Raw genomic sequence first — 20,214 nt, 5'->3', positions numbered from 1 at the left:
CCTACGGCGTACGAAGTACGGCAACCGGTCGGGCGGCCTGGATGTCTGCTTAGTGTCGGGGGCCATGGAGACACGAACGAACGGATCGTTGTCCGGCGCGGGGTTGGTGCTGGGCGCCGCCGTGCTGTGGGGCACGGTCGGTCCCGCCCAGGTGCTGGCGTCCAGTCCCATGGCCCCGGCGGCTCTCGGAGGCTGGCGGTTGCTCGTGGGCGGGCTGGTGCTGGGGGTCTTCACCGTTCGCCGGACCACCCTGCGCTCCCTGGGCAAGGGTTCGGTGGTGCGCCCCCTGCTGGTCTGCGCGGTGTCCACGGGCGTTTACCAGGCGGCCCTCATGTCCTCGGTGGCACGGACGGGGGCGGCCCTGGCCACGGTGGTCGCCCTGGGCGTCGCGCCCGCGGCGATCGGTCTGTGCGCGAGGTGGGTCACCGGCGAGCGGATGACGGCGGTCTGGACGGTCGGCACGGTCGCCGCCGTCATCGGCTGCGCCCTGCTGCTGACGCCGACAAGCGCGGGTGTGGACGCACTGGGCCTGCTCCTGGCGGTGGCCGCCGGGGCCTGTTACGGCCTCTACACCGTTTTCGCGAAGAAGCTGGCCGGCGCCGTCCCGGCCGCGCAGTTGCCCGCGTTCTCGGCGCTCTCCCTCCTCGCGGGCGCCGTTCCGCTTGCTCCCTGGATGATCAGCAGCGCCTCACCCGTGCGGCAGGGCTCCACCCTCGCCCTGACCCTCTGGCTCGGGGTGACGACCACCGCCGTGGCGTACTGGCTGTTCACCACCGGCCTCACCCGGGTGCGCGCGACCACCGCCGGCACCCTCAGCCTCGCCGAACCATTGGCCGCCGCGCTGATCGGCGTTCTCCTGCTCCACGAGCGGCTGTCGGCGGTCGCATGGACGGGCGGCGCGCTGATCCTCGCCGGAATGATCGTCATGTGCCTGCCGCCGCGCCTCCTCCCCGGCTCCGCACGACCTCCGCGGACCTCGCGCGTCAGCCGCGTCGCCACGGGGAGGGCAGGGCGACGGTCGGCCACCGGTGCTGCTCCGGATCTGCACCTGGGCGGCGCCGCAGGTCCCGACCGGGGCAACGCGCCATCCGTGGAGGAGTCTCGCTCGCCGCGTGATCCTGTGCGAGAGGCATGTTCGACGCGGTAGGCGCATCGTGGGCTGCCCCTCGCCGTGACCGGCGAGGACCCGGAAAGCGACGACGGCGAGCCCGGCCGAGGGAAGGGGCGCCTGCACCGTCCCGGGTCTTCGTGCACGCCGTCGGGGTCAGCGCGTGTCGCCGAGGACCGCCAGGAGGTCGCAGTGGACGAGCGCAGCCCCGTCCAGTCGAGCCGCGACCACTTGACGGGCGGGCCTGTGGCCGGCGTCCGGGAACATCTTGGTCCATTCCCGGTTGAGAGCGTCCCGGTCGCGGTACCGGACGAGCCGGAACGTCATCTTGAGGATGTCGTCCGTCGACCCGCCCACGGCAGCCATGAGGGCGCGAACGTGCTCGAACACGTGCGCGCACTGCGTCCCGAGGTCCTCCGGCATCTCACCGGTGGCCGGGTCACGGCCAGTGAGGGCGCCCGAGGCGAGGAACGGTCCGATACGGCTCGCGACCGGCACCGGGTTGTCGTGCCCGAACCCTGGGAGCTGGACACCGACACGGCGCGGCATGCGACCGGGGTGCCGGTCAGGGGGCGGCGACGACATGGTTCTCGATCACCCCGAGACCCTCGATCTCGGCGCGCACGGTGTCTCCGACCCGGAGGAAGCACCCGGTGGGAGCGCCGATTCCGGCCGGGGTGCCGGTGGCGAGGATGTCGCCCGGCATGAGGGTCATGACCTGCGACAGGTAGGCGATCTGCTCGTAGATGTCGTAGATCATGTCGCTGGTCGGCGAGTCCTGCCGGACCTCGCCGTTGACGGACAGCCGCATCCGCAGGGCGTGCGGATCCGCGATCTCCTCGTCCGTCGTGAGCCACGGGCCGATGGGCCCGTGGGTGTCGAAGGACTTGCCCAGCGTGAAGGTCGGCGACCGTTTGGCGAGCCAGTCGCGTACGGACACGTCGTTAGCCACGAGGTAGCCCGCTATCACCGAGCGCGCGTCCTCGACGGAGACGTTCCGGCAGCGGCGCCCGATGACGACGCCGAGCTCCACCTCGTAGTCGAGTTGGTCGGACACCGCCGGTTTGTGGATTGCGTCGTAGGGTCCGGCGATGCACGACACCTGCTTGTTGAACCACATCTGGCTGTCCGGGACCGGCACGCCGGCCCGGCGGGCCTCCTCCGCGTGCTCCCTGTAGTTCATGCCGATGCCGAGGTACTTCTGCGGGTCGTCCACCGGCGCCTCCAGCACGACGGTGTCCAGCCGACGGCCCGGGCCGTCGGCGGCGAGGATGCCTTGCCGCAGCGTGCCCAGCGCCGGCAGGATCGCCCGCAGGGACGTGCCCACCCCCGGGACGTCGGAGATGTCGGTGATCCGGTCACCGTCAACGCGTCCGAGCCGTACGGGGCCGTCGGCGACACGGAATCGTGCGATCTTCATCGTTGTCCGTCCTTCCCTGTGGTCTCGTCCCGCGCCTCCGGCTCCGGCTCCGGCCCCGGCTCCGAAGGTTCCAGTTCCGAAGGCATCGCGGGCCATACGTGTTCGCCGTCCGGCGTCATCTGGAAACTGAGGAAGCGCCACCTGCCGTCCGCGCAGCGCCGCACCACTTGGGTGACGACTCCGCCGAGGACCCGCTCCTGCCCACCGGGGGAACGCAGCCGGTTGGTGAGCCGGCCCGTCATGACGGCCACGTCGCCGATGAGCCGGATCCTCAACTCGCCCCGCGCGGAGTCGAGATAGGCCCGGCGGGTCGCGACGTGCTCCAGCAGTTGGGCCTTGCTGTGGGTGAGTCCGGGTGCGTGGATGTGCACGAGCGACTCGTCGAACATGTCGTCCAGCGCCGGGAGGTCCACGGCGACGAGGGCCGCGCGTCGGCGCTCCTCCAGGTCGAGCAGCTCGGCCCTGGTCGCGGCGTCCGCGTTCACGACCCCGGTCACAGAAGCCCCCGGTACGAACCACCGTCGAGCTGGAGGTTCTGGCCCGAGATGTAGCCCGCCTGCGCGCTGCACAGGAACGCACAGGCGTCGCCGAACTCGTCCGGCCGGCCCAGCCGTCGTGCCGCGACGGTGGAAGCGATGTGCCGACGGGCCTCGTCGTGGTCGATGCCCCGTTCCGACATCAGCCGCCGTGCCATGAACTCCTGCCGGGGTGTGTCGATCCGCTCCGGGAGCAGATTGTTGACCGTCACGTTGTCGGCGACGACCTCATTGCTGAGGGACTTGCTGATCGCCGTGAGCGCCGACCGGGCCGAGGTCGACAGGCCCATGTCGTAGGCGGGGCTCTTGACCATCGCCGACGTGATGTTGACGATCCGTCCGAACCCGCGTTCGCGCATGCCGGGGACGTAGGCGCGCATGAGCTGGACGGCGGGCACCGTGTTCGCGCGCAGCGCCTTGACGAGCGCCTCCTCGTCCCAGTCGTCGAGGCCGCCGGGGGGTGGGCCCGCGTTGTTGGTGACGAGGATGTCGACGGACGGCAGGGCCGTCACGATCCCGGCGCGGCCGTCCCAGGTGGTGAGGTCGGCAGCCACCCAGGAGACCCGGGCACCGTCGATCTCGGTCCGCAGCGCTTCCGCCGCGGCAGCGAGTTTTGTCCGGTCGCGGCCGTTGAGAGTGACCGCGACGCCCTCGCGGGCAAGTGAACGGGCGCACGCGTGTCCGAGCCCCTGGGACGAGGCCGCGACGAACGCCGTGCGTCCGGTCAGTCCGAGATCCATGGGAAGGGCATCCTTTCCGTGAGTGGCCGGGAGCGGCAGGCTCGGGAGGGGCCGTGCCGCCGAGTGCATGGCATGCCTGCCGTCAGGCCGACTCGGCGGACCGGTCGGTCGAGGTCCGGAAGCCGGCCATGTGCCTGCCGTCCGAGTCCGTACGTCGCTGACCGACGAGCTGGTGGTACTTGCTGAAGATCTCGTCGGCCTCCGCGAGCGGCAGGACCGTCTCGATGTCGTCGAAGCGCAGACCGTCGGTCCGCTCGGCGACGATGCGGCGGATGACTTCGTAGCCCTCACCACGGTTCGCCAGGACGATCCGGTTGACGCCCTCCAAACGCTCGGCCTCGAACGCCAGGAGTGCCTCGTGGGGGTCGCTGATGTGCGCGAGTTTCTCGGCGACGACGCGCGTGTCCACGATCGCCTGGCAGGCGCCGTTGCCGCCGCGCGGGTACATCGCGTGCGCGGCGTCGCCGACGAGCACGACGCGGCCGTCCACCCAACTGTCCAGCGGATCGTGGTCGATGAGCGGGAAGAGGTACACCTCGCGCGCGTCGGAGAGCATCTTCTGCACGTCGATGAAGTCGATCTTGCAGTCGTCGTAGTACGGCAGGATCTCCTCGACGGATCCCTTCTGGTTCCAGTCCTCGGTCGTTTCACTCCGGGTGGCTTCGGCGACCCAGTTGACGAGTGCGAGGCCCGTTCCCTTGAAGTCGTTCTCGATCGGGTAGACGATCAGGCTGGAGACCCGGGGGTCGCCGATGTGCAGGATCGTGCCGCCGGTCTTGAACGGCGGCATGAGCGTCGTGCCGCGCCACATGGTAAGGCCCGAGTACCGGGGGTCCGCGCTCTCCGGGTGCATCTGCCTGCGGATCACCGACTTGATTCCGTCCGCGGCGATCACGACGTCGGCGCGCACCTGGCCGCCGGTGCCGTCCGCGTGCTCGACCTGGAGGGTGACACCGTCCGCGTCCTGCGTGTAGCCGGTGGTGCGCACCCCGAGCACGACCGCGTCGTCGCCGAGACGTTCCAGCACCTTGCGGTACAGGAACATCTGGAAGGTGCCGCGGTGCACGAAGCGCTGCTCGTGTGCGTAGCCCATGTGGACGCCGCACTTCTCCGCGTAGATCTCCTGGCCGTGGTTGTTGAAGAAGATCGACTCGTCGGCGTCGACGGAGATCTCCCGGAACTCGTCGAGCAGGCCCAGCTCGTCCAGCTCCCGCGTGCCGTAGACCTTGACGTCGATTCCGACACCCAGTGGGCGCAGTTCCGGCACCGCTTCGTAGATGCGGGGGCGCAGTCCCTGCTGGTGCAGGCGCAGGGCGGTGGCCAGACCACAGGGGCCGGCTCCGATGATGGCGATGTCGAGCATGGCGTCCTCGTTCTCTGTCGGGTGGTGGGGCACGGCCCGGCCTGCCCCGTGCCGTGCCGTGCGCGTCCGGCCGTTGGCCGTGCGGGCGGCGTGGGACGGGGCGGCGGTCAGCGTGCGACGGGGCGCGGAACCGGGACGAGGTCGCGGAGGAACCTCGTGGCCGACTCCCAGGCGCGTTCGGCGCTGCGGGGGTTGTACGCGACGACCTCGGACTGCGTGGCCCTCGGGTCGCTGAACGCGTGCTTGGTGTTGCCGTACACGTCCACCTCCCAGTCGACGTCGGCCGCGCTCATGGCGGCCTGCAGACGGGTCAGCGCGTCGGCGGGGGCCATCGGGTCGTCGGCGCCGGTGCACACGAGGATCGAGGCGGAGGGGGTCGGCGCGCTCCAGTCCGGGTCGACGACGTCGAGGCCGCCGTGGATGCTCACCGCGCCACGCACGGCGCCACCGGTCCGCACGTACTCCAGGGCGGTGGAGCCGCCGAAGCAGTGGCCCAGCACGGTGAGCGTGGAGGCGTCGAGTTCGGGCTGTGCCGCGGCGGCCTCCCGCGCGGCGGTGACGCGGCCCATCCAGCGCGCCCGGTCACCGGCCAGCGCCCCGATGAGGGGGCCGATTTCGTCGTGCGTCCGCGGCAGCCTGCGCCCGCCCCACAGATCCATGGCGAACACGGCGTGACCCAGGCCGGCGATCCTCCGGGCCGTGGCGATCGTGTCGTCACTCAGGCCGAAGGCGTCGTGGACGAGGAGGACACCGGGGAGGCTCCCGGAAGCGGCCGGCGCACACAGGTGGCCGATCATTCGTGTGCCGTCATGGGTGTACGTGATGTCCCGAGAGACCGGATTACTCATCTGTCGCCGTTCCTCGCTCGCAGTCCCGTCGAGGGTGCGCGGGCCTGTCCGGAGACTCCCGCCGCCGTTTCCGGCGGCCACCCGCTTCGATGATGATCACTATTACTTTTCAAATCGTACACGATATTGCACTTCGAAAGAAAGAGCGAGCACGCGCACCCTTTGCGAAACGGGGGCTCGTCAAAGGGGGCCCGACTCGAATAACCCCTGCTCAATGGGGGTTTGCGGAACGGAGGCGGTTACCGCCCCTTCCTCCGGGAACGCTGCCGGGAGCAGCAAGGTCAGGCCGGAGTCATATACGATCTTCGGCGTCTACCCGCTGAAGCTCAGTAACTTGCCCGATCCGGGCCCGGTTCTCCGGCGAAGCGGGTGGCCAGGGCCTCCGAGCCCCGGGCCAGCAGGGCGACATCGGCGCCGACGAGGACGAAGGCCGCCCCCTGCTCCACATAGGACCGTGCGACGTCCGGATCGAACGCGTTGACCCCCACGGGTACGCCCGCGCCCCGGACGGCGTCGAAGGCACGCAGTACGGCGGCCCGCACGTCCGGATGGGTCTGCCTGCCGAGCAGGCCCATCGACGCCGCCAGGTCCGACGGTCCGACGAAAACGCCGTCGATCCCGTCGACGGCGGCGATCCCGGCCGCGGCCCTGACCCCGGCGGCCGTCTCCACCTGCACGAACAGTGAGGTGTGCAGCTCGGCCTCGGTGAGGTAGTCGTCCACGCGGTTCCAACGGGCCGACCGCGCGAGAGCCGAACCCACGCCGCGCCGGCCACGCGGCGGATACCGCACCGCCTCGACGGCGGCCCGCGCCTCGGCCACCGAGGACACCATGGGCACCAGAAGGTTCTGCGCCCCGAGGTCGAGCACCTGCTTGATCGTCACGGGGTCGTTGGCCGGCACCCGAACCACCGGGACGACCGGGTAGGCCGCGACGGCCTGGAGCTGCGCCAGCACCGACCCGAGCCCGTTCGGACCGTGCTCCATGTCGATCAGCAGCCAGTCCAGGCCGGCGCCCGCACAGATCTCGGCCGCGGTGGCGCTGCCCGAACACACCCACATGCCGGTGAGGGGCCGGGGCGCGGCATCCCGCAGCACGTCGCGGAAGGAGGCGTTCAGACGAAGCGGCACGAGATCGTTCCCATCTTTCCGTAGTCGCACACGACGCTGTCCCCGCGCTCGACCCACACCGGGCGGGTGAAGGACCCGGCCAGGACGGTCTCCCCCGCCTCCAGGCGCGCGCCGTGCTGGTGCAGTTTGTTGGCGAGCCAGGCGACCCCGGTGGCCGGATGGCTGAGAACGCCCGCCGAGACGCCCGTCTCCTCGATGCTCTCGTTGCGGTACAGCAGGGCGGAGACCCAGCGCAGATCGACCTGCGCGGGTGCCACCGGGGAACCACCCAGCACCACTCCGCCGTAGGCGGCGTTGTCGGCGATGGTGTCGACGATGGTGCGCCCCTCCATCTCGATGTGGGAGTTCAGGATCTCCAGGGCGGGCGCGACGAACTCGGTCGCGCGCAGCACGTCGAAGAGCGTGCAGTTCGGGCCGTCCAGCGGCGCCGCGAGAACGAACGCCAGCTCGACCTCGATGCGGACATTGGAATAGGTGTCGTGCGGGATGACCGCGCCGCTCTCCCAGACGGTGTCGTCGAACATCACGCCGTAGTCGGGCTCGGTGATCCCGGTGGCGGCCTGCATGGCCCGGGACGTCAGACCGATCTTGCGGCCGATCAGACGGCGTCCCGCCGCGATGCTCTTGTCGCGCCACACGCCCTGGATGGCGTAGGAGTCCTCCACCGTCGCCTCGGGATAGCGGGCGGTGATACGCGGGATGACCCCGCGTCGCAGCTCCGCGTCGGCGAGTTCCTCGGCCAGCGCGGTTATCGTCTCGGCGGGCAGCATCGTGCTCCTTCGTCGTGAGGACGCGGCGGCAGGCCGCCGGTCCACGACCGTAGTGGTCTCACATGTCCGGCAACTCGACTGCCTCGTCGGGGTGTTCGTGCTCGACGAACGCCGACAGCGTGCCCTTGCGGTGGCGCCGCACCGCCTCCTCGATCTCCTTCAGGGGGGCGCCCCGCTCGATGAGCCCGAGGATCTGGTCGTGCTCACGCACGGACTCCCTCGCCCGGTCGGGAACGAACGCGAAGATCGAGTCTCGGAGGTGGCTGAGGCGCGTCCACTCGGTGTCGACGATCTCCAGCAGCCGCGCGTTGGGGCACCGGCCGTAGAGAATCCGGTGGAACTCCTGGTTCAAGGCGGAGAAGGCACGCGGGTCGAAGCGTTCGAGCCGGCTCCCCATGATGTCGTTGACGGCGCGGGCCTGCCGCAGGTCGTCCGCCGAGAGCTCTCGCGCCGAGAGCGCCGTCGCCGCGCTCTCCACGATGCTGATGACCTGCATGGTGGTCCGGTACTGCGAGTCGTCGACCATGGACACGCGTGCGCCCACGTTGCGCTCGAAGGTGATGAGTCCCTCGGCCTCCAACTGGCGTACCGCCTCGCGCACGGGGACCACACTCATGTCCAGCTCGCTCGCGATCGTCGCGAGCACCAGCCGGTAGCCCGGCGTGAACTCCTGCTGCGCGATGCGCTCCTTGATCCAGTGGTATGCCCGCTGAGACTTGCTCAGCGTCTTCACCTTGTTCAACGGGCCGCCCGCCATGCCTCGTACCTCGCTCTCCATGCGGTGTTCAACGGGAACAGTCCTTCGACCGGGTGGCCGGCCGCCACCTGTTCGGCGATCCACGCGTCCTCGTCCTCCTGGGCGAGGGTCGCGTCGGCCACTTCCTCTGCGAGCGCCGGGGGGACGACGATCACACCGTCCGCGTCGCCGACGAGGATGTCGCCGGGCTGCACGGTCGTACCGCCGCAGCCGACGGTCACGTCCGCCTCCCACGGGATGTGCCTGCGGCCGAGGACGGCGGGGTGGGCGCCGGCGGTGTAGACGGGAATGCCGACGGCCATGACGGCGTCGGCGTCTCGGACACCGCCGTCGGTGACGATGCCTGCGGCTCCGCGGGCGTGCGCGCGCAGCGCGAGGATGTCGCCCAGGGTGCCCGCCCCGCGTTCGCCGCGTGCCTCGATCACGAGGACTTCGCCGGCGCCGACAATGTCGAAGATCTGCTTCTGGGCGTTGTAGCCGCCGCCGTGACCGGCGAACAGGTCTTCGCGGTTCGGGACGAACCGCAGGGTCCGGGCGGTGCCCACCAGCTTGGCGTCCGGATGCAGGGGCCGGACGCCGTCGATCGTCACGTTGTTCAGGCCGCGCTTGCGCAACTGGGCGGACAGTCCCGCGACCGGCGTCCGCGTCAGCTTCTCGTGAAGCTCCCCGGTCAGGACGCCCGCCCCGGCCGCCGCAGAGCCGAGTCCCGCTGCCTCGCGCGAACCCCAGGCCGCGATCCGCTGGGCGTCGTCGGCCGCGGGGAGCGAACCGAGCGCGGCGTCGAACGCGGCGTCGCCCTCGGTCACGCTGGTCATCAGCCGGCCCGTGGTGGGCGCTCCGGCCGACTCGGGGGCGTCCACCTCGACCTCGACGACGTCCCCGGGGACGACGACACCGGCTCCGGCCGGTGTCCCCGTGAGGATGACGTCCCCGCGTTCCAGTGTGAGGTGCTGAGAGAGATCGGCCACGATCCGGGCCAGCGGGAAGAGCAGGCCGGCGGTGGTGTCCTCCTGCACGAGGCGGCCGTTGACCCAGGTCCGTACGCGCAGGGCGGACGGATCGACCGTGCGCGCGTCGAGGAGCGCCGGACCGATCGGGGTGTAACCGTCACCCCCCTTGGCGCGGAGGTTGGAGCCGCCGTCGTTCGCCCGCAGGTCGTACAGGCCGAGGTCGTCGGCCGCGGTGACCCAGGCGATGTGCTGCCATGCCTCTTCCGGGACCACTCGCCGCGCGGGGGTTCCGACGACGAGCGCGACCTCCCCCTCGAAGGTGAGGAGTTCGGTGCCGGCCGGCCGCTCGACGACGCCGCCACCGGTGCCGACGGAACTGGACGGCTTGAGGAAGTACGAGGGATGGTCGGGCCGCCGGCCCCGCTGGTCCGCACGTGAGGCATAGCTCAGGTGGACGCCGATGATCTTTCCGGGACGGCACGGAAGCGCACCGAAGCGCACGTCGGGACTTTCTCCCCGCGATGCTTCCGTCGCCGATGGTTCTCTGCTCATGGGTCCCCTCGTCGCGCGCCCATCCGGGCAAAATCATATATGTTCCCGTGAAAACGAGGCAAGGGACCACCTCGCTCGGAGAGCCACCCCGCAATGACCGACGTACGCGACGCGGACACCGCGGGACGCCCTGTCCGTGGCTCAGCCGCTCTCCGGCACCGTGCTGTCGAGCCGGCGGCGCAGGTGACCACCGTGGTGGCCGTCGCGCTCGTGGTGGTCGAGCAGCAGGTCGTGGCCGAGGTCGTTGTCCAGGTCCCGCCAGACGCTGTGCATGTGCTGCCCGAGGGCGACGGCGTTGTCAGACTCGACCAGCACGCGGCCGGTGGAGATCCGGTAGTAGTGGGGGCTGTCGGGGTCGGTGCCGCCCGCCCACGCGAAGGTCAGGCGTTCCGGGTCCTCCGCCAGCGTCGCGTCGCGATACTGAGCGGCGAGTTCCTCGGGCACGGTGTCGAAGTACCGGAACAACAACTCGTGCACCAGGTCGAGTTCGGCGCGCGACAGGTCGGCGCCGTTGAGGCCGGACGGCGCGCTCTTCACGAAGCGCAGGGCCTTGCGGTCCTCGTCGGTGATGCTGTAGCCCACGATGCCGAGGTCGACGTGGTCGGGCCACTCCTCGGCTCCGATCCGGGGCACCTGCCGGGTGGCGAAGTCCGCCGGGGCGACCGGGTGGATCAGTGCCGTGGACCGCTTGCCGTCGTCCAGTGCGCCGAGGATGCGGAAGGCCAGTTCCTCGTTGCCTCCCAGGGGGTTGAGCACGCCGGCCGGGAAGGGCTGGGCCCCCATCGCGAGGGGCGTGACGGTGAGGTAGCGCTGGCCGACGATGGTGTAGCTGAAGGAGATGTGATGCCCGATGACCCGCCATCCCCAGGTGTCCTCGAAGCCGGGCCGGCCGAAGAAGCTGAACCAGTAGCCCTCCGGGTCACGGAAGTCTCCGGCGATGGCTCCGAAGCCGCGCGGCACCGCTTCCAGTTCGCGCAGTATGTTCTCGGTGGCCATGATCGACACCGCTTGGCTGTAGCCGTGCATGCTGAGCCCGGACTTGAGCAGGGTGTGGGCGACGGTCCGCTGGTGCCGGTCCAGGGCGAACAGCGGGACACCGCAGCGGTCGGGCTTGGGAATGAAGTCCCAGTCGATGCGGCGCTCGTCGTCCATGGGCAGGAAAGCCTGCTCACGCTGGTCGCGGGTCAGGGAGTTGAGCAGCGCCCAAGTGGCGAACAGCATCTGCCTGATCGCCGTGGGGGCCTCGTAGGTCAGCGATATCGGCTTCTCTTCGCCGTCCGGGACGCGATCGGGCGATGACACCATGTGTTTCTCCGTCGTCGTAGGGGTGCCGCCGTCGGCGACCGAGGGCGCGGGAGGCGCCGGAGCGCGGGTCGGGTCGGGCCGGACCGGTGTGCGGCGTCGGACCAAACCCCGGGGATCCGCCCGGGAATCCCCGTGATCGGCTTAGGCGGGGTGGTTCGGTTCGCCGGTGTGCAGGTGCGCGTCGTGCCCGTGCGCCGGGGCGGGCGGCCTGCCGTCGGTTCCGGTGCGCTCGCCCGGCGCCTCGCGCCCGCGGTCCGCATGCGCCGGGTGGGCGGCGGCGTAGTGCTGCCGCAGCAGGTCCTTGCCGTAGTCGTTGCCGTTGGGCGTGCGCACGACCGTGTGCACGTGGAAGCGGGCGGGTTCGGTGTTGGTGAGCCACACGCCCTGGTGGTTGTCGAACTCCACCATGACGACCGGGCTCTGCACCCGGTAGTAGAAGGGCTGGACACCGTCGTCGGGGCCGATCCAGCTCCACCAGGTGTCGTCGAGCGCCGACTCGATCTGCCGCATCCGCGCGCGCAGCGGACGTTCGGGCAGGAAGCCGACGAAGCTCTCCACGACGCGGAGCAGCTGCTCCTGCTGCACCGAGGTGAGGTCGCGGGCGCGAACGCCCTCGTAGGGGACGACGCGGTTGTCCTGGTACGCCCCGCCGAGGGTGCGCTCGTCGGCGAAGTGCCAGCGGCCATCGGGCATCGCCGGGTCCTTCATCTGCCGGTAGGCCGTGGCAAGCCGGCGCTGCTCGGCCGGCAGGGACCGCATCAGCTCGATACCGGTGAGCGCCTCCCGTCTGAACAGCTCGAAGCTGTCGCCCTCGCCGCGGTCCACGGTGGTCGGCTCCGCGCCCATGAACGTGGGTGAGACGACGATCTGCGGGCCGATGACGAGACAGTTGAGGGCCAAGTGGTGGCCGTAGAGGTTCCAGCCCCACGGTTCGGTCTCGCTGGGCTCGCCGAACATCAGGAAGTGGTAACTCCACTCGTTCATGATGTTCCGCAGGTCGTACAGCTCTCCGAGATAGAGGTTGGCCGAGCGCACCTGTCGGGTCTTGACGTATCCGTCGTCACTGAAGCATGCGCGCAGCAGACCGCCGACGGCTTCGCGGACCTCGGGCGAGACCTCGTCCAGGCGCAGCCCGTGGGCGTTCATCGGCCACTCGGGGTTGTACCAGTCCCGCCACTCGGCGGCGTCGACAGAGTGCCGTACCCGGGCCAGCTCGCCCTCGGTCAACGCGGCGACGACCTGCTGGGCCGCCCTGGCGGCGCCGGCCACGTCGAACCCCTCGTCGGCCAGGGCGTAGCGCCCTTCGAGCAGATGCCCGTCAGTGGTGATGCCCTTGAAGGGTTCGGCGTACAGGCGCTGCCAGTGATCGATGAGACCGGTCGCCTTGTCGCTCTGCCGGATCGGCTCGGCGTAGGTCCACGGGTCCAGACCTCGCGCGTCGCGCAGTCGCTCCGCGTCGGCCGGGATGAGGTGGTTGCGGAAGTCTCCGGGGGACATCGTCGTCTCCTTCTGACGTACGGAGCGCCGGCCCTGCTTCGAGGCACGCCCGGACCTGGCGCTCACCAGGATCCGCGCCCGAGGGGCATCTCGGTCCGACACAGACCGGCGTGATCGTATATGACTTCATGCGTGACGGACAACGACCAGGTGCCCCTCTGGATGCCGGCCCCGCGCGTGGTGGCTGGGGCCGGGCCGCCCTCGACCGCCGCGCGCGGGGTCCCGCGGATCAGTCCTCGCGCTTCACGAAGTCCCACACGCGCTGGGTGAGTTCGGTGCGGTCGTAGCTGTTCGCCAGGGCGCCGGCCATGCGGACCGGGTCACCGAAGAAGAAGTTCTCGTACAGCGTCTGGCGGCCGGCGAAGGAGGAAATGCTCGCGTCGAAGGCCAGCTTGAACAGGCGCACCCGGTCCGGGCCGTCGATCGCCTTGCCCTGCAGATAGGTAGCCACGTCGTCGGCGGCGGCTCCGAACACGTCCTCGGCGCCGGGCAGGCCCATCAAACCGCCCGCACCGAACTTGCGGACGATGGCGGGAAGGCGCTGCGCCACCTTCGGGAACCAGTTCCGGGACGTGTTCAACGGTTCCCACTTCGGCGTGAGGACACCGAAGTCGTTGACCGCCGCCTGGGTCTCCGCGGACTGGATCAGGGCCTTCTGGATCTCCACGATGTTGATGACCTCGGCGAGGTCCTCCTGGATGTGGCCGAACTGACCGATGCCGATCGACTCGGCCATCGCCGACAGCAGGCCCAGATAGAACTCGGACTTGGCGAGGGTGCGGGCCGCCACCTGGTGCGTCATGTGCGCGGTCGCGGACGTCCGTGTGTAGAACTGGTTGCAGATCGCGGTGTCGCGCAGCACGAAGACACGCTCGTACGGCACGTGTACGTCGTCGAAGATCACCAGCGCGTCGCTCTCCTCGAAGCGGGACGCGAGGGGCTCGTCGAAGCTGCCGCGGCCGTGCAGCACGGGTTGGCGCGCGATCAGGCGCAGCCCCGGCGCGTCGAGCGGGACGGCGAACGCGTAGGAGTACGGCTCGTCCTCCGGGGTGTTGCGCAGCACCGTGGAGGGGAAGACGAGGATCTCGTCGGCGATCGGCGCGATGGTGGCGACCATGCGCGCACCCCGGACGACGATGCCGTTGTCGTCCTCCGCCACCACCCGGGCCGCCAACGTGCCGCCGGCCTGCTGGCTCGCGGCCACGCTGCGGTTGACCTGGGGCGGGATCAGGGTGTGCGTGGTCAGCAGGTCCTCCTCGCGGACCTTCTCCACGTAGCGGACGAGGTTCTCGCCGAACTCCTTGTTGGACTCGCTGAACCACGAGGACGCCTCGGAGAGCGCCATGAGACCGCTGTTGAGGTAGTCGCCGGTGCGACCGAGCGTGCCGAAACTGTAGTTGGCCCACGTACTGAAGGCGGTGCGCCGCTTGACCAGGTCCTCGTAGGTCCTGGGCACCAGGAACGAGGTGGCGACCCGCTCGCCCGAGGAGGGCGAGGCGAAGGTCAGGGTGTCGCGCTCCGGGCCGACCTGGAGGTCGTAGAGCGCGGCGTAGCTGCGCGCCAGGCCCGCGAAGGCCGGGTGGCGGTGCAGCCCGCCGTCGGTGAGAGTCTCACCGTCGATCTGCACATGCGGGTGTCGCTGAGCCAGGCGGTCGATGAAGTCCTGACCGGAACGTGCGCCCATGGGGATCTCCTTGCGGACGGGTGGGGTCACATGAGGTGTTCGATGCCGAGCAGGGGCTCGGGGATGGTCACGAAGGAGCCGCCGCAGAAGCCGAGCAGGTCACCCTGGCGGTAGTCGAAGTCGACCACCCGGCCGACGAACAGGGTGTGATCCCCGCCGTCGTACGCGGCCCACGGCTCGCAGGCGAAGTGGGCGAGCGCGCCGTCCAGGCGAGGACCGACGGGACTGTCGGACCAGCCGGGCTCCAGTTGGGGCCTGCCGGCGAAGTGCATCGCCACGGCTTCCTGCTCCGCGCCGAGCACGTTCACGACGAACGGACGGTCCACGAGCTCGTCGTGGGAACGGGCCTTTCGCGCCACGCTCACCAGCACCAGCGGCGGGTCCAGTGAGACCGAGACGAACGAGTTGGCGGTGAAGCCGCGCCGGCCCTCCGGGCCGTCGAAGGTCACCACCGTGACACCGGTGGCGAAACGGGCCAGCGAAGCGCGAAATCGCCGGTCCAGTCCTGCGGGGTGCGTGGTGCCAGCGCCCATGACGCCTCCCGTGACATCGTGAGAATTCTATATACGAACTCATCGTTCTAATAGAGAACGATAGATCGCGGACCCGACGGATAGCAAGAGGGGGTGGCCGCTATAGTTCGGCGGCATGGTGGACAGCAAGGCACCCGCATCCCAGACGCTCTCGCGGGGCATCCGCGTGCTGGAGGTACTCGCCGCGGCGCAGCGGCCACTGAGCGTCGACGAGATCGCCGCCGAACTCGGAGTGCATCGCTCCATCGCGTACCGGATGCTGCGGACCCTGGAGAGCCACCGGCTGATCAGCCGGCAGGCCGCGGGCGGATACGCCCCCGGAGCCGGACTGGTGGTGCTGGCCCAGTCGGTGGAACGTGATCTGCACACCGTGTCCCTGCCCGAACTCGCCTCGGCAGCCGAGGATCTCGGGATGACCACCTTCGTGGCGATCGACGACGAGCACGAGTGCGTCACCCTCGTGAGTGTCGAACCGCGCCACGCCCCGGCCACGGTGATGCAGCGCCCCGGCACCCGTCACTCCCTGTCCAGGGGCGCGCCCGGCGTCGCGATCCTGTCGGCACGGAACGAGCCCGCCGACGACCCCGAGACCGAAAGGGCACTCGTCGAGGCACGCCACAAGGGCTACGCCGTCAGCCGCGGCGAGGTACTCCCCGGGGTCGCCTCGGTGGCGGTCCCCATGCACAACCGCGGCCCGGTGAAGGCCGCGGTCGCCGTGGTCTACGTGACGAGCGACCGCCCCGTGGAGGAAATCGCCGAGCGCCTGGCCACCACGGCCAAGGCCATCGGCGAACTCGTCGGCTGAGACCCCACGGACGGACCGGCCGGGCCGCCGCCCTCGGGTGTCCGGCGCCGGTCCGCGTCCACGTGGCGCCTCTCCCCGGCGCCGTTCTCGACAGCGACCCCAGACGCACAAGGGGTCGATACCCCCGGCCCTGAGCAGCGCCGAACGTCAGCCTCGGAGCGGTCCGGCCCGGGAACGAACTCGCGCCCGGACACCCCGTCACGCCCCGCGGATCCCCCATCCACGCCGGACGCGGCGCAGGCGGAACCGGGCCGTACGGCGGGCACGTGCACGCCTCGGCGAATCGTGTACGACATGTTGCTCGATCCACGGAATATTTACCGAGCAGACATCTTGTGATCGTACACGATTGCCGGATACGGTCGGCCGCAGCTCAGGGTCGAGCAGGCATGCTTCGGCCCCTGCGCGAGTCGCCGCACCGGCGCCTCGCAGTGGGCCCTTCCACGGCCTCGCGGGGCACCGCACATCCGCCTCACAACCGTCGGCCGCACCGCCGTCACTCATCGGCCAGCCCGACACCCGTCACGGACAGCCGGACACCGCTGTCCCGAATGTCTTGAGGTGCCATGCCTGTCATCACGTCACCCACATCGGCGCAGTCGCCGCAAAAGCCCGTAGCCTCCCGGCACTTGGCGGCCACCACGGTGCTGGCCTGCCTGGGGGTGCTGGTCTCGTACCTGCCCGTCGTCGGTGTCTCGGTCTCCCTGCCCGTCATCCAGCAGGCCCTGAACGCGTCCACCACCGAACTGCAGTGGATCACCACCCTCTTCATCCTGCCGACCGCCGCGCTACTGCTGACCTTCGGAGTGCTCGGCGACATCTTCGGCCGCAAGAAGGTGTTCCTCGCCGGACTGGCGCTGCTCGTCGTCGGGTGTCTGACCTGCCTCACCGCGAACGGTGTCGTCCAGCTCTGCGCGGGCCAGGCCCTCACCGGCTTCGGCACCGCCGCCCTCATGCCCTCCACCCTCGCCCTGCTCACTCACACCTGCACCGACCGCAGGCAGCGAACCCGGGTCATCGCCCTGTGGACGGCCTCCCTCGGCCTGGGCCTCACGCTCGGCCCGCTGATCAACGGGCTCATCCTCGACCGCACCACCTGGCGGTGGATCTTCCTGCCCTGCGTGATCGTCGGCGGCCTGGTCGCCGTGGCCGGAGCGTTCCTGCTGACCGACTCCCGCGCCGACCGCGAACGCCACCTCGACATTCCCGGCCAGCTCCTGGCCATCGTCACCATCACCTCACTCGTCTACGCGGTCATCGAGGGCGGTGTGGCCGGCTGGGGCTCCGTGGAAGTTGTCGTCGGCTTCGTCGTCGCCGCCGTGACCCTCGCCGCGTTCGTCGCCGTCGAACTGCGCTCTCCCCATCCCATGCTCGACATGCGGCTCTTCTCCTCCCTCGCCTTCTCCGGCACCTCAGTCGTCATGTGCCTCACTCTGTTCGCCCAGGTCGGCCTCGTCTTCACCCTGAGCGAGTACTTCGGCCTCGTGCACCACGACTCCACCCTCGACATCGCCATCCGTCTGATCGCCCTCAACGGCTTCACCGTCGTCCTCGGCCCGCTGGTCGGACGTCTCATGGTGCGCACCACACCCGGCCTCGTCCTGATCGCCGGTCTCACCGTGGGAGGCACCGGCGCCCTCCTCGTCACCACGTTCGACGCCTCCACCGGCCTCGCCGCGTCCGCCGTGGTCGTCGGCGTGCTCGGCACGGGCATAGCCCTGGCCACGGCTCCGATCACCACCATCGCCGTGAACAGCCTGCCGCTGCGTCTCGCCCCCACCGCGGGGGCCGCCAGCAGCGCCCTCCGCCAGATCGGCAGCGCGCTCGGGCCCGCGGTCTTCGGGGTCCTGCTCACCAACCGGACCCTGAGCACCCTGCCCGACCACCTGGCGTCCTCGGGTCTCGCCCCTTCCGACCGGGGGCAGGTACTGGGCATGGTCTCCGACGCCGGCATACAGGCGGGCGCCTTCCTCCGCCTCCCGACCGACCCGGCCACCGCCGAGGCACGGACCGTCTACGGTGCGAGCTTCACTGACGCGCTGCACACCTGCGCACTCGTCGGCGGCATCGGCATGCTGCTCGCCGCCGCGGTGGCACTGGTCACCATCGGTGTGCGCAAGACCGCACACAACGCCGCCGCCGGCTCCTGACTCCGGGCTCGACCGCCCGTCCCAGGAGCGCTGCCGTTCCGGGACGGGCGCGCTTCACCCCCGCGCGGGGGTGGTGCTGCCCCGTGCGCAGGTGCCCCTCCTGCCGGTCCGTCGGCAGCCGGTGCGGAGGGGGAGGTCCATGGAGGCCCACCGGTGACGTCCCGGCCGTTCGGGAAGTCAGTGCGCTTCCGGGCGGTTGCGCGCGACCAGGCGGCTCTCGATGGTCCGCAGCGTCGCGATCACGCCGTCGATCTCGTCGGACTCGGTCACGGCCTCTTCCAGGAGGCCGGACCAGACCTCGTGCAGGCGCCGCAGGTTCTGCCGCGCCTTCGCGGTGGGATACAGGCGTACCCGCCTGGCGTCCTGCGGATCCGCGTCACGGCGGACCAGACCCGCCTGTTCCAGGCGCCGTACCGCGCGGCTGAAGTTGCTGGAGATCATCTGGGTGGCCTCGGCGGCCGCCCCGGCGGTGGTGCCCGGGTGGCGGTCGATGTACCGCATCACCGCGCCCTCCAGCGGAGTTCCCGACTCGACCTCGCCCTGCTTGGACGCTCCGATGTGGCGGCTCACCGCCAGGATCAGGTCGGCGAGTTCGAAGAGCCTCGGCGTCCGTTCCTCGTCCTCCATCGACCGGTCCTCCGTCGCGTCCTTGATTGCTGTCAGTTGACAGTTACTTTAGTCCGTGCGTTATTTTTGCTGTCAACTGACAGGTATCGACGGAGCCACCCCGCCGGTCCTGCCGTCCGCTCGACCGGAGGACGACATCCGTGACGCTCATCGCCATCGAAGAACACTGGATCACCCCCGACCTCACGTCCGCCCTCAAGGCGCTGCCCCGACCGGACGAGAGCCTCGCCTTCAACGAGATGGGCGACCACCGGCAGCGCCTGGAAGACCTGGGCGAGGGCCGGATCGCCACGATGGACGCCCAGGGCATCGACGTCTCGATCCTCGCCCTGACCCCGCCCGGAACCCACCCGCTCTCCCCCGGGCAGGCCCGGCGCCTGAGCAGCGCGGCCAACGACACGGCCGTCGCGGCCTGCGAAAAGCACCCGACGCGGTTCCGTGCGCTCTCGACCCTGCCCATGTCCTCCCCCGAGCACGTCGTCGACGAGCTCGTGCGCGCGAAGGAGATGGGCCACGTCGGCACCATGGTCTACGGCCGCTCCGGCGACCGCTTCCTGGACGACCCGGTCTACGACGAGTTCTTCGCCGCGGCGGCCGAACTCCGCCAGCCGGTCTTCCTCCACCCGCAGATCCCCACCGACGCGGTCCGCGACGCGTCCTACCGAGGTCTCGGCGAACTGACCGATCTCGCCCTGGCCACCTTCGGATGGGGCTGGCACCTCGACACCGCGACCGCGGCGCTCCGGCTCATCCTGCGCGGCACGTTCGACCGTCACCCTGACCTGCAGATCGTCCTCGGGCACTGGGGCGAGATGCTGCTGTTCTGGCTCGACAGGGCCGACAGCCTCGCGCGCGCCGCCGGTCTGCCACGAACCGTCTCGGACTACGTCCGCACGAACTTCCACATCACCGCGTCCGGCATGCTCAACCCCGCGCTGCTCACCCACACCCTGTCGGTCACCACCGTCGACCGGCTGATCTTCTCCACCGACTACCCGTTCCAGCACCCGACCCGCGACGAGATCGACTCCTTCCTCGGGCACCTCACCACCGACGAGGACCGGCGGAAGTTCACCTCCGCCAACGCGACGGCGCTCTTCGGTCTCGATCTCTGACCGGGCGGTAGCGGTCCGACCTGTCGAACTGCCCCTGCGCTGAGCCGGGTTGAGCCTCGCATTGCCGGACTCGGTCGCAGCTTCGTCTTCGGCCGGGGCGCGGCCGACGGCTCCTCGCGGGCCATCGCGGCACGGTTACGCCATGTCGCCGAAGCTGCGTCGACGGCAAGGCCGCCAAGGCCATGTGCCGCCGAGGACCACACCCTCCTTGCCCGGCCGCGGCGCGCCTTCGCCCCACCGGCCTCGTCGACCCCATCAGCCTCGCCGGTGTCTTCAGCCTCGCCGGTACCGTCTGCGCCGTCGGTGGTTTCGGCGCCGTCGGTG

19 protein-coding genes are annotated in these 20,214 nt (G+C 70.2%); 4 read left to right on the top strand and 15 right to left on the bottom strand.

What is annotated here, in order from left to right; genetic code table 11:
* Positions 1-64 precede the first annotated feature (64 nt).
* Positions 65-1,147, top strand: a complete 1,083-nt coding sequence (locus tag ACFZA0_RS17170; RefSeq protein ID WP_391016949.1) for an EamA family transporter — start codon at positions 65-67, stop codon at positions 1,145-1,147.
* A gap of 117 nt (positions 1,148-1,264) precedes the next feature.
* On the opposite strand, the gene ACFZA0_RS17165 is transcribed toward ACFZA0_RS17170, so the two are convergent.
* From ACFZA0_RS17165 to ACFZA0_RS17100, 14 genes are all read right to left on the bottom strand, one after another.
* Positions 1,265-1,657 (bottom strand): Rid family hydrolase, encoded by a 393-nt coding sequence (locus ACFZA0_RS17165; protein ID WP_391016947.1) that lies wholly within the window; start codon positions 1,655-1,657, stop codon positions 1,265-1,267.
* 16 nt (positions 1,658-1,673) lie between these two features.
* Positions 1,674-2,528, bottom strand: coding sequence for a fumarylacetoacetate hydrolase family protein (locus ACFZA0_RS17160; protein ID WP_391016945.1), 855 nt, complete (start codon positions 2,526-2,528; stop codon positions 1,674-1,676).
* Complete coding sequence (locus ACFZA0_RS17155) at positions 2,525-3,025, bottom strand: DUF4440 domain-containing protein (RefSeq protein WP_391016942.1); 501 nt, start codon at positions 3,023-3,025, stop codon at positions 2,525-2,527. The genes ACFZA0_RS17160 and ACFZA0_RS17155 overlap by 4 nt, the downstream gene beginning before the upstream one ends.
* On the bottom strand, positions 3,022-3,804 hold the full coding sequence (locus ACFZA0_RS17150; protein WP_391016940.1) for an SDR family oxidoreductase: 783 nt from the start codon (positions 3,802-3,804) through the stop codon (positions 3,022-3,024). The genes ACFZA0_RS17155 and ACFZA0_RS17150 overlap by 4 nt, the downstream gene beginning before the upstream one ends.
* 82 nt (positions 3,805-3,886) lie before the next feature.
* Positions 3,887-5,167 carry an FAD-dependent monooxygenase gene (locus ACFZA0_RS17145; RefSeq protein WP_391016939.1) on the bottom strand — a complete coding sequence of 427 codons (1,281 nt, stop codon included), beginning with the start codon at positions 5,165-5,167 and terminating at the stop codon, positions 3,887-3,889.
* 107 nt (positions 5,168-5,274) lie between these two features.
* Positions 5,275-6,015, bottom strand: coding sequence for a dienelactone hydrolase family protein (locus ACFZA0_RS17140; protein ID WP_391016937.1), 741 nt, complete (start codon positions 6,013-6,015; stop codon positions 5,275-5,277).
* A gap of 326 nt (positions 6,016-6,341) precedes the next feature.
* A complete protein-coding gene (locus tag ACFZA0_RS17135) occupies positions 6,342-7,145 on the bottom strand; it encodes an aldolase/citrate lyase family protein (RefSeq protein WP_391016935.1) in 804 nt (267 codons plus the stop codon).
* On the bottom strand, positions 7,130-7,915 hold the full coding sequence (gene hpaH / locus ACFZA0_RS17130) for a 2-oxo-hept-4-ene-1,7-dioate hydratase (protein ID WP_391016932.1): 786 nt from the start codon (positions 7,913-7,915) through the stop codon (positions 7,130-7,132). The genes ACFZA0_RS17135 and hpaH overlap by 16 nt, the downstream gene beginning before the upstream one ends.
* Before the next feature lie 58 nt (positions 7,916-7,973).
* Positions 7,974-8,693: an FCD domain-containing protein gene (locus tag ACFZA0_RS17125; RefSeq protein ID WP_391016929.1), complete on the bottom strand. Its 720-nt coding sequence runs from the start codon at positions 8,691-8,693 to the stop codon at positions 7,974-7,976.
* Positions 8,654-10,174: a fumarylacetoacetate hydrolase family protein gene (locus ACFZA0_RS17120; protein ID WP_391016927.1), complete on the bottom strand. Its 1,521-nt coding sequence runs from the start codon at positions 10,172-10,174 to the stop codon at positions 8,654-8,656. Before ACFZA0_RS17120 ends, ACFZA0_RS17125 begins: the two co-directional genes overlap by 40 nt.
* 141 nt (positions 10,175-10,315) lie before the next feature.
* Positions 10,316-11,479: a DUF3500 domain-containing protein gene (locus ACFZA0_RS17115; RefSeq protein ID WP_391016924.1), complete on the bottom strand. Its 1,164-nt coding sequence runs from the start codon at positions 11,477-11,479 to the stop codon at positions 10,316-10,318.
* A 141-nt stretch (positions 11,480-11,620) separates the two neighbouring features.
* Positions 11,621-12,976 (bottom strand): DUF3500 domain-containing protein, encoded by a 1,356-nt coding sequence (locus ACFZA0_RS17110; RefSeq protein WP_391016921.1) that lies wholly within the window; start codon positions 12,974-12,976, stop codon positions 11,621-11,623.
* Positions 12,977-13,205: 229 nt separating this feature from the next.
* A complete protein-coding gene (gene hpaB, locus ACFZA0_RS17105) occupies positions 13,206-14,660 on the bottom strand; it encodes a 4-hydroxyphenylacetate 3-monooxygenase, oxygenase component (protein ID WP_391016919.1) in 1,455 nt (484 codons plus the stop codon).
* A 26-nt stretch (positions 14,661-14,686) separates the two neighbouring features.
* The gene (locus ACFZA0_RS17100; protein WP_391016916.1) at positions 14,687-15,193 is read right to left on the bottom strand and encodes a flavin reductase; all 507 of its coding nucleotides are present in this window, start codon (positions 15,191-15,193) and stop codon (positions 14,687-14,689) included.
* 115 nt (positions 15,194-15,308) lie between these two features.
* Here ACFZA0_RS17100 and ACFZA0_RS17095 point away from each other — a divergent pair, with 115 nt between their 5' ends.
* Positions 15,309-15,998 (top strand): helix-turn-helix domain-containing protein, encoded by a 690-nt coding sequence (locus ACFZA0_RS17095; RefSeq protein ID WP_391016913.1) that lies wholly within the window; start codon positions 15,309-15,311, stop codon positions 15,996-15,998.
* Between the two features lie 629 nt (positions 15,999-16,627).
* Positions 16,628-18,148: an MFS transporter gene (locus ACFZA0_RS17090; protein ID WP_391016910.1), complete on the top strand. Its 1,521-nt coding sequence runs from the start codon at positions 16,628-16,630 to the stop codon at positions 18,146-18,148.
* A gap of 177 nt (positions 18,149-18,325) precedes the next feature.
* Here ACFZA0_RS17090 and ACFZA0_RS17085 read toward each other — a convergent pair whose 3' ends face one another.
* Complete coding sequence (locus tag ACFZA0_RS17085) at positions 18,326-18,775, bottom strand: MarR family transcriptional regulator (RefSeq protein ID WP_391016907.1); 450 nt, start codon at positions 18,773-18,775, stop codon at positions 18,326-18,328.
* A gap of 140 nt (positions 18,776-18,915) precedes the next feature.
* On the opposite strand from ACFZA0_RS17085, the gene ACFZA0_RS17080 reads away from it, so the two are divergent.
* Positions 18,916-19,890, top strand: coding sequence for an amidohydrolase family protein (locus ACFZA0_RS17080; RefSeq protein WP_391016905.1), 975 nt, complete (start codon positions 18,916-18,918; stop codon positions 19,888-19,890).
* The last annotated feature ends 324 nt before the right edge of the window (positions 19,891-20,214 follow it).

The sequence above is a fragment of the Streptomyces sp. NPDC008150 genome (genome assembly GCF_042956945.1).
Lineage (GTDB): Bacteria > Actinomycetota > Actinomycetes > Streptomycetales > Streptomycetaceae > Streptomyces.
The sequence above is the reverse complement of the archived record's forward strand: the minus strand, read 5'-3'. Positions and strand labels throughout refer to the sequence as shown.

Coding starts and splice junctions, on each gene's coding strand:
- ACFZA0_RS17170 (WP_391016949.1), top strand. CDS start 65: ATGGAGACACGAACGAACGGATCGTTGTCCGGCGCGGGGTTGGTGCTG.
- ACFZA0_RS17165 (WP_391016947.1), bottom strand. CDS start 1,657: ATGCCGCGCCGTGTCGGTGTCCAGCTCCCAGGGTTCGGGCACGACAAC.
- ACFZA0_RS17160 (WP_391016945.1), bottom strand. CDS start 2,528: ATGAAGATCGCACGATTCCGTGTCGCCGACGGCCCCGTACGGCTCGGA.
- ACFZA0_RS17150 (WP_391016940.1), bottom strand. CDS start 3,804: ATGGATCTCGGACTGACCGGACGCACGGCGTTCGTCGCGGCCTCGTCC.
- ACFZA0_RS17145 (WP_391016939.1), bottom strand. CDS start 5,167: ATGCTCGACATCGCCATCATCGGAGCCGGCCCCTGTGGTCTGGCCACC.
- ACFZA0_RS17140 (WP_391016937.1), bottom strand. CDS start 6,015: ATGAGTAATCCGGTCTCTCGGGACATCACGTACACCCATGACGGCACA.
- hpaH (WP_391016932.1), bottom strand. CDS start 7,915: ATGCTGCCCGCCGAGACGATAACCGCGCTGGCCGAGGAACTCGCCGAC.
- ACFZA0_RS17125 (WP_391016929.1), bottom strand. CDS start 8,693: ATGGAGAGCGAGGTACGAGGCATGGCGGGCGGCCCGTTGAACAAGGTG.
- ACFZA0_RS17120 (WP_391016927.1), bottom strand. CDS start 10,174: ATGAGCAGAGAACCATCGGCGACGGAAGCATCGCGGGGAGAAAGTCCC.
- ACFZA0_RS17115 (WP_391016924.1), bottom strand. CDS start 11,479: ATGGTGTCATCGCCCGATCGCGTCCCGGACGGCGAAGAGAAGCCGATA.
- ACFZA0_RS17110 (WP_391016921.1), bottom strand. CDS start 12,976: ATGTCCCCCGGAGACTTCCGCAACCACCTCATCCCGGCCGACGCGGAG.
- hpaB (WP_391016919.1), bottom strand. CDS start 14,660: ATGGGCGCACGTTCCGGTCAGGACTTCATCGACCGCCTGGCTCAGCGA.
- ACFZA0_RS17100 (WP_391016916.1), bottom strand. CDS start 15,193: ATGGGCGCTGGCACCACGCACCCCGCAGGACTGGACCGGCGATTTCGC.
- ACFZA0_RS17095 (WP_391016913.1), top strand. CDS start 15,309: ATGGTGGACAGCAAGGCACCCGCATCCCAGACGCTCTCGCGGGGCATC.
- ACFZA0_RS17085 (WP_391016907.1), bottom strand. CDS start 18,775: ATGGAGGACGAGGAACGGACGCCGAGGCTCTTCGAACTCGCCGACCTG.